Source organism: Streptomyces sp. NPDC006283, assembly GCF_040613325.1.
Lineage (GTDB): Bacteria > Actinomycetota > Actinomycetes > Streptomycetales > Streptomycetaceae > Streptomyces.
In genome coordinates, this window is sequence record NZ_JBEXRZ010000302.1 from 1 (window position 1) to 6,719 (window position 6,719).

The 6,719-nt window shown below is 65.3% G+C and carries 4 protein-coding genes and 6 pseudogenes; 6 read left to right on the forward strand and 4 right to left on the reverse strand.

From position 1 onward, the window contains the following. Positions 1-484: 484 nt before the first annotated feature. Together ABZ070_RS34285 and ABZ070_RS34290 are read left to right on the forward strand one after the other, a co-directional pair. Positions 485-865 carry a hypothetical protein gene (locus ABZ070_RS34285; protein WP_356639755.1) on the forward strand — a complete coding sequence of 127 codons (381 nt, stop codon included), beginning with the start codon at positions 485-487 and terminating at the stop codon, positions 863-865. After that, positions 843-1,062, forward strand: a pseudogene (locus ABZ070_RS34290) (transposase family protein); the annotation flags it as partial. The gene ABZ070_RS34285 and the pseudogene ABZ070_RS34290, both read left to right, overlap by 23 nt. On the opposite strand, the pseudogene ABZ070_RS34295 reads toward ABZ070_RS34290, so the two are convergent. Beyond that, positions 1,062-1,369 (reverse strand): annotated as a pseudogene (locus ABZ070_RS34295) (DDE-type integrase/transposase/recombinase); the annotation flags it as partial. The pseudogenes ABZ070_RS34290 and ABZ070_RS34295 overlap by 1 nt on opposite strands. A 575-nt stretch (positions 1,370-1,944) precedes the next feature. Between ABZ070_RS34295 and ABZ070_RS34300 the strand changes: the two are divergent. Next, positions 1,945-2,772: a GNAT family N-acetyltransferase gene (locus ABZ070_RS34300; protein ID WP_356639757.1), complete on the forward strand. Its 828-nt coding sequence runs from the start codon at positions 1,945-1,947 to the stop codon at positions 2,770-2,772. 190 nt (positions 2,773-2,962) lie between these two features. Beyond that, positions 2,963-3,094 (forward strand): hypothetical protein, encoded by a 132-nt coding sequence (locus tag ABZ070_RS34305; protein WP_356639759.1) that lies wholly within the window; start codon positions 2,963-2,965, stop codon positions 3,092-3,094. A gap of 181 nt (positions 3,095-3,275) precedes the next feature. On the opposite strand, the pseudogene ABZ070_RS34310 reads toward ABZ070_RS34305, so the two are convergent. Further along, a pseudogene (locus ABZ070_RS34310) lies at positions 3,276-3,600 on the reverse strand (transposase family protein); the annotation flags it as partial. A 270-nt stretch (positions 3,601-3,870) separates the two neighbouring features. On the opposite strand from ABZ070_RS34310, the pseudogene ABZ070_RS34315 reads away from it, so the two are divergent. Continuing rightward, positions 3,871-3,954 (forward strand): annotated as a pseudogene (locus ABZ070_RS34315) (IS5/IS1182 family transposase); the annotation flags it as partial. A 305-nt stretch (positions 3,955-4,259) separates the two neighbouring features. On the opposite strand, the pseudogene ABZ070_RS34320 reads toward ABZ070_RS34315, so the two are convergent. Next, positions 4,260-5,598: pseudogene (locus ABZ070_RS34320) on the reverse strand (IS630 family transposase). A 50-nt stretch (positions 5,599-5,648) separates the two neighbouring features. Between ABZ070_RS34320 and ABZ070_RS34325 the strand changes: the two are divergent. Beyond that, a pseudogene (locus tag ABZ070_RS34325) lies at positions 5,649-5,817 on the forward strand (IS256 family transposase); the annotation flags it as partial. A gap of 71 nt (positions 5,818-5,888) precedes the next feature. Here ABZ070_RS34325 and ABZ070_RS34330 read toward each other — a convergent pair. After that, on the reverse strand, positions 5,889-6,719 hold an 831-nt coding region (locus ABZ070_RS34330), incomplete at its 5' end, for an FAD-binding oxidoreductase (protein WP_356639761.1).

Genomic DNA, 6,719 nt, shown 5'->3' on the forward strand with positions numbered 1-6,719 from the left:
GTCAGCCCCTACGACAAGACGACTTCAACGTCAGTAATCACGCACGAGGTCGTAAGTAGTGCTTCCTCATGCGGGAACCGGCCGTTGTTTGGCAGCCTGACGCAGCACATGCCGTTCGCATGGCTACAGCAATCAACCCCGATGATCAGCGGCGGCCCGACCTGAGACTCCGGCGAGCTCGTGCTGATCCGTCCGAAAGCCGATCACCCGCCCGGCGATCGTGAGCCCCTGGTGAGGCGGAACATCCAGTCGTGTTTGGGCGAGTGGCCGTCCTGAGCGGGGCGACTTGTGGAGCGGTGCGGGTTGCATAGGCCGCGGTCGGAGCGAGCGAGTAAGCGACCATTACGAGCACAAACCTGCGACTCGCGGGCAGCGGCTGGGGTACTGCCTGCGGTCTGGGTTGATGTTGCATGGTGCAGCGCCTACCGCCGTCCGGTGCGGTGATCCGCAGTGGTGCGGTGAATACTTGAGGAGGATGGAGAACGTGAGCAACAAGGCCGACGCGACGGGCGCCAGCCCCCCGAAACAGAAAAAGTCGCTGTCGGAGGGAGCCTGGGAATTCCTGTGGGGGTTGCCTATCCTGTTTCCGCTGGGTGCAACGGTGCTGTTCATCGCGCGCCGCAATGAACAGCTGTCGTGGAACCTCTATCTTCTCGCCTGGGCTGCTCTGATGGTGATGAGCATGGTGGGCCTGCTGTTACGTAAGAAGCCACACATGCCCAGCCTCAAAGTCGGTCTGCTGCTGCTAGTGGTCCAGGGGGCATTCAATCTGCTGGAGCATCACGAAAGCTTCCCGTACTTAGGCGTGTTGCAGAAGTCTGTCGCGGGGGCATTTCTCCTGTATGAGCGGGGTGTTGAGGGCTGAGCCGTGGGTGGAGACGTTCGCCGGTCTGCGGAGCGGCTGTTCGAGCGACTGCTGAAGGGCGTCCGTGAACGGGGCGGAAACGTCCCGGGCCGACCTTGGTTCTGCCGCTGGCTGACCGGGTGCTGCTGGTAGCCGTGCAGTACTGCACGAACCTCACCATGCGGCAGCTGGCGCCGCTGTTCGGCGTCTCCCCGGCGACGGTGTCGAGTACATGGCCGTCCTGGTCCACGGCCCGCCACAGGTAGTGCAGTTCGCCGTTGATCTTCACGAAGACCGTCGAGATGCCATTTGTCCCCGGCCCGGGGCCAGCGGCGCAGCCCGTCGGCGTAGGCCTGCCCGAACTTTGCACCACCGTCTGACGGTCTCGTACGAGACGATCACGCCGCGCTGGAGCGTCAGCTCCTCGACCTCAGGGAACGACAGCAGGAAACGGACGTACAGCCACGGTGAGATGATCTCCACCGGGTAGCGGTGCCCAGTGTGCGATGGCGCGGCACCCACCAGCAGACACTCCCGAGACGATCAACCTCAAGATAATCTCACGAACCCAGCTCAACGTGACAACGCCGTCAGGTTGCCCACCACGGTCTCCAGAGTCTCGCCCGCCATACGCAACGTCCTTCCGCTTTTCGGCTGTTCATCCAGCACCGTACCGCGCTCCAGTCGACCTCATTCGCTTGGCGACGGCTCCCTGCCCCTCACTTGGACGACACTCTGTGTGAGCGGCACGTAGGCGGGGGTTGGCAATACTCGCGGTGTACATGAGTGCTGATCTTGATGGCCAGTCTAATCGCGCTTCGTGCACGACGACATGGTGTGCACGAGGCGGAGGCGCAGCCCGAAGGGCACGTGAAGTCATCTCCGCCCACCGGTCACGACGCCGTGACGCGCGCAGCTGTTTTAACCGCCGGAGGGAGGCCCAGTAACGCGTTCTTGTAACGCTGATGTGTCGGCGAGGCTCGATCCGGGGGCCTACGCAATTCCGACAGTTTCGTGATTTCGGTGCGTGGCGTAACGGTCCTCTTCTTGGAGGGTGGAGGAAGATGTGGCATAGGCACGTCAGAGTGGAAGGACCACACGTGGCGATCACGGCAGTCGGTACAGGAACGGGTGAGAAGGTGCGCCGCTTCAGCGGTGAGGACGGCGCGGCGGTCTTGGAGCTGGTCCGGGCAGACCAGTTGCCCGGACGTCCGGTCGTCACCTCGGCCGTTCTCCAACAGGCCCTTGGATTTGAGGGGTCGCGGTGCGAGGTGCTGGTGTCCACGGCCGGTGAGGTGCTGGGCGCGGCCTCCTGGGCGGTCCGTGCCGGGGACGGTGCGGGGCTTGTGTTGTGGCTGCACTGCCGGGAGGACGAGCAGCACCTCGCCGAGGCATTGATCCGGCACGTGCTCGCGCAGCTGGGGCGGCGGACGGTACATGCCTACACCGAGCCGACCGTGCTGGCTCCGGCCGGGCTCCCGGTGCGCAACCGTCCTGGTACCCGGCGGGCGTTGGAGGCGTGCGGGTTCTCCGGCACCGAGCACTGGCGCTATCTCCACCACCGGCTCGACACCCTCAGCCCCCGCCTCTACGCGATCACCGACCTCGTGCCGAGCCCGGACGCCCCGGGCTGGCAGCTGCATCCGCGGGAGCGGGAGGGAACACGGATCGGTGAGGCTCTCATCAGCGCCCCCGTCGCCGGCACCACGGTGCTGGAATGGATCCCCCTCGCCCCGGAGCGCCGGCACCTGGGGCGCATCCTGCTCGAACAGTGCCTGACCAACCTCGCCGCCCGTGGCATCCACCACGTCACCACCTGCCTGGACGCCCCCGACGATGGGCCCCACCGTGAGGCCGTCCTCCAACTCCACGAAGCAGTCGGCTTCACCGAGATCGACCAGCTCCGCACCTACACCCGCTGCCCCTGAAGGCCCGGCAGAGGGCATCAGCACTCAGGAGCCTGTCCTCGGGTCTCTGCTCTGGACAGATCCCCTCTGGTCGGGTTTCGCTGGATATCTGCCGCATTTGATGAGCGGTCGTGCGGCAGGCGGCCGGGCCTCGGACACCACGTCGGCAATGCGACGGGGCCCGGCGCCAACACCTGGGAAGGCGAGCGGCATGGAGATCATCACCACCGTCGTCTCCGGCTCCGGACGCCGACAGGCTGTGGTCACCGTGGCCGGGGAGCTGGACATCCGCACCGTTCCCGACGTGCGCCGGGAACCTGGCCGCCGCGGTGGCGGTGCATGAGGAGACGGTGGTCGACCTCTCCCGGCTGGTCTTCTGTGCGGCCTCGGCGCCCTCATGTCGGCCGACAACACCGCCCGCCGCCGCGGCACCCGCACCCACCTGACCGGCACGTCCCACCTCCAGCGGAAAGGCACAGCGACTGCCGTAGCGCACGGGCAGGTAGCGCAGTCAGGCGGCGCAGGCCGACGCGGTCGCATTCGGCGAGGGTTCCGTCGACGAGGACGTAGTCCGGGCGGGCCTGGCGCAGTGCCCCGGTGAGCGACCGAGCGCGGGAGGCGAGGAGTGTGGTCACGCTGTGTACGTATGCGCGGGCAGCGCTCTCGCTGATCCCGAAGCCGGCTGCGATCTGGGCCAGGGTGTCGTGCTTGCGCAGGTACACGAGGGTGACCAGGGCTCGCTGGAGGCTGGCAGCTTGCCCTGCGGTCACGCTCACGGGTGACGATCAGCATGGTCACCCACTCCACAAGGCCGTGCGGAAGGTCCAGTGCGGCAGGGTAGGTGACCAACACGGCTCCCTGGCGAACGAGTTGAGAGGTAAGGCATCTCGCTCAACCACCTGGGAGCCGCCTTTCCCGTTACGCACCCCTTGTTCGTCACCCGATCAGTAGCCAACCCGAAGAAGCACAGTGCGGCACCGCCCCACGCCTACGTACAGAGCGTGACAGCGCTCTTCGCGGCGCGGGCTCCGTCTATGCCCCGGGCACTTTGGAGCTGGCGACAGCGAGAGCGACTACTCAGCTGCTACTCGCCGGCCCCGCCCGGTCGGACCGCGGACATCACCCGCTCGTACCCACCGCATCATCACCATTTGTGAACGGTTACGGATCCCAGTCCTGGCCGACGAGGCATACGAAGGCGCCGACGGTACCTCACGCTCGGCATCCCCCACGACCTCGTCGAGCTGTCTCGTGGCTGCTCCACGCCCGCCGACAGGAGCTGAACCCACCCTGGTGGCCTTACGGCCTCGCCCGAGATTGAGGTGTGAATGTGCTCCCTCGAACGCGACATCCGAAGCTGGGCTCGCCAACTGGAACGAACAACCGCGGCCATTCGTCTGGACCAAGACTGTCGAGGAGATCCTCGACAAAGTAGCCGCATACTGCCAACGAATCTCTGACTCAGGTCACTAGTGTCCTGCGCCGGAAATGGCGAGGCTAAGTCTGTTTCAGGTTTCAGTGGTTGGCGGGTTGATTTTCGTGAGGTAGTCAGCGAGGGAGTTCAGGATCTCGTCGGCGGTCTTGGTCCAAATGAAGGGCCGGGGGTTCTCGTTCCATCCGTCGATCCAGGCCGTGATGTCTTGCTCCAGGGCCTTCACGGAGGTGTGCACGCCGCGGCGGATGAGTTTGTCCGTCAGCAGGCCGAACCACCGTTCGACCTGGTTCATCCAGGAGGAGCCGGTGGGGGTGAAGTGGACATGGAAGCGCGGGTGTTTTCCCAGCCACGTCTTGATCTCGGCCGTGTTGTGGGTGGCGTAATTGTCACAGACCAGGTGGACGTCGAGGCCGGCGGGCACGACCTTGTCGATCCGGGTCAGGAACTTCTTGAACTCGATGGCCCTGTGGCGGCGGTGCAGTGCTTATGACGCTGCCGTCGGCGATGTTGAAGGCGGCGAACAGACTGGTGATGCCGTGCCGGTAGTAGTCATGGGTGCGCCGCTCGGGCATGCCGGGCATCATCGGCAGAACCGGCTGGGACCGGTCCAACGCCTGGATCTGGCTCTTCTCATCCACGCACAGCACCACCGCTTTCTCGGGCGGGTTGTGGTACAGGCCGACGACGTCGACGACCTTCGCGACGAACTGCGGGTCGGTGGAGAGCTTGAACGCGTCCTGGAGATGGGGCTTGAGGTCGAACTTCTTCCAGATCCGCCCGATGGTGGACTTCGACAGCCCGGAGTGCTTCGCCATCGAGGCCCGCGACCAGTGGGAGTCCTTGCCCGGGGTTGACTCCAACGTCGCCGTGAGCACGTCTTCGACCTGGTCCAGCAGGATCGAGGGCGGCCTGCCGGGGCGGGGCTCGTCAATCAGCCCGTCCAGCCGCAACCGGATGAACCTTGATCTCCAGCGGTTCACCGTGCCCTGCGCGATGCCGAGTTCGGCGGCGATCTCCTTGTTGGTCCCGCCCTCCGCACACCGCAGCACGATCCTCGCCCGCAGCGCCAGGAACTGCGTGGTCTTCGCCCGCCGCGCCCAGCGCGTCAGCTCCGCACGCTCAGTCTCGCTGAGTACCAGTTCCGGCTTGCGCCGGCCCGGCCGAGGCTCGTCCACCAGGCCCGCCATCCGCCGGACCACGAACCGCGAGCGCCACTTACGCACCGTCTCCGTGGACACTCCGAAGTCCGCCGCCACAGCGGTGTTGGAGACACCCTCGGCACAGGCCAGGATGATCCGGGCCCGCTCCGCCACACGAACCGACACCACACCACCCGCCGCCCAACGCGCCAACTCAGCCCGCTCCTCGGCAGACAGCACGACTTCGACAGCACGAGGACCCCGAGACACCATAAAAACAGCCTACAGACTTAGCCTCGCCATCTCCGGCGCAGGACACTAGTTCTAGCGGGCATTTCCCGAACGAGCAGGCAGCGATCAAGTGCGTCTACATGGCCGTCATGAGCCTGGCCGCACCAGCCAGGGCCCAAACGCTGGTCACAGCGATGGAAGGCCGCACTCAACGCCTTCGAGATCACCTTCGACGGCCGGCTCTCCGCCGCCCGACGCTGAATCCCCAACAACTCAGAACCACCGTGTTAACTTCACAGACCCTGCCTGAGGACATGGCTACCCTTTGGCTCCTACGGGTATGCCCCATGTGCATACCCGACTTCGGCTGAAATGAGTTCCTCCAACGAGTCGTGCCAGATCCGCTCTGAGGGAATTCCTACGTTCCTCAGGGCATGCACCCCTCTGCGGATCATGCCGGGCGGCCCAGCCAGATACGCGTCGTGCCCCTTCCAGGGTCCGTACCCTCGGATGGCGTCCGGCAACTGCGCATGCACCTGCCGGTCGATGATCGGGCGAACCCTTAGCCAAGGGTGGACTTGCTGGAGCCGCAGCATAGAGTCTATGTCGTACAGTTCCTGACTGGTGCGGGCGCCGTAGAAGACCTCGACCAGGCGCTCGCTGTGCGCGGCAACATCCTCGACAAGGGCCTTGATGGGCGCGATGCCCGTGCCGCCACCCACGAAGAGCAGACCGTTGTGCCTGTTGTGGTCGACGGTCATGGAGCCCGTCGGCGGGCCGAGCCGGATCACAGTCCCGGGCAAGGCATACCGGACGAGCGCATTGGAGACCCAGCCGGCCGGAACAGCTTTCACATGGAAGGACAGCAGTCCGTCGGAGCGGGGAGCGGACGCAAATGAATAGTGCCGCCAGATCCGCGGCCACCACGGGGTTTCTAGCGACGTGTACTGGCCAGCCAGGAAGGGATAGTGCTGGTCCGGGCGAACAGTGATCACCGCTATGTACGGTGTCCTGAGCTCATGCGACACCACCTCGGCATACCACCAGGCAGGCGCCCGGGGTTCGTCTGCCGCCGCCGCATCGATCATGGTCTTGGAGATCGTCGTGTATGTCCGTACCCAGGCTGCTTCGGTCTCCGTGCTCCAGCTGTGCGTGGCGTACTG

Bases quoted from the DNA above. Each gene is read 5' to 3' on its own strand.
- ABZ070_RS34305 (WP_356639759.1), top strand. From the start codon at position 2,963: ATGGAGATCATCACCACCGTCGTCTCCGGCTCCGGACGCCGACAGGCT.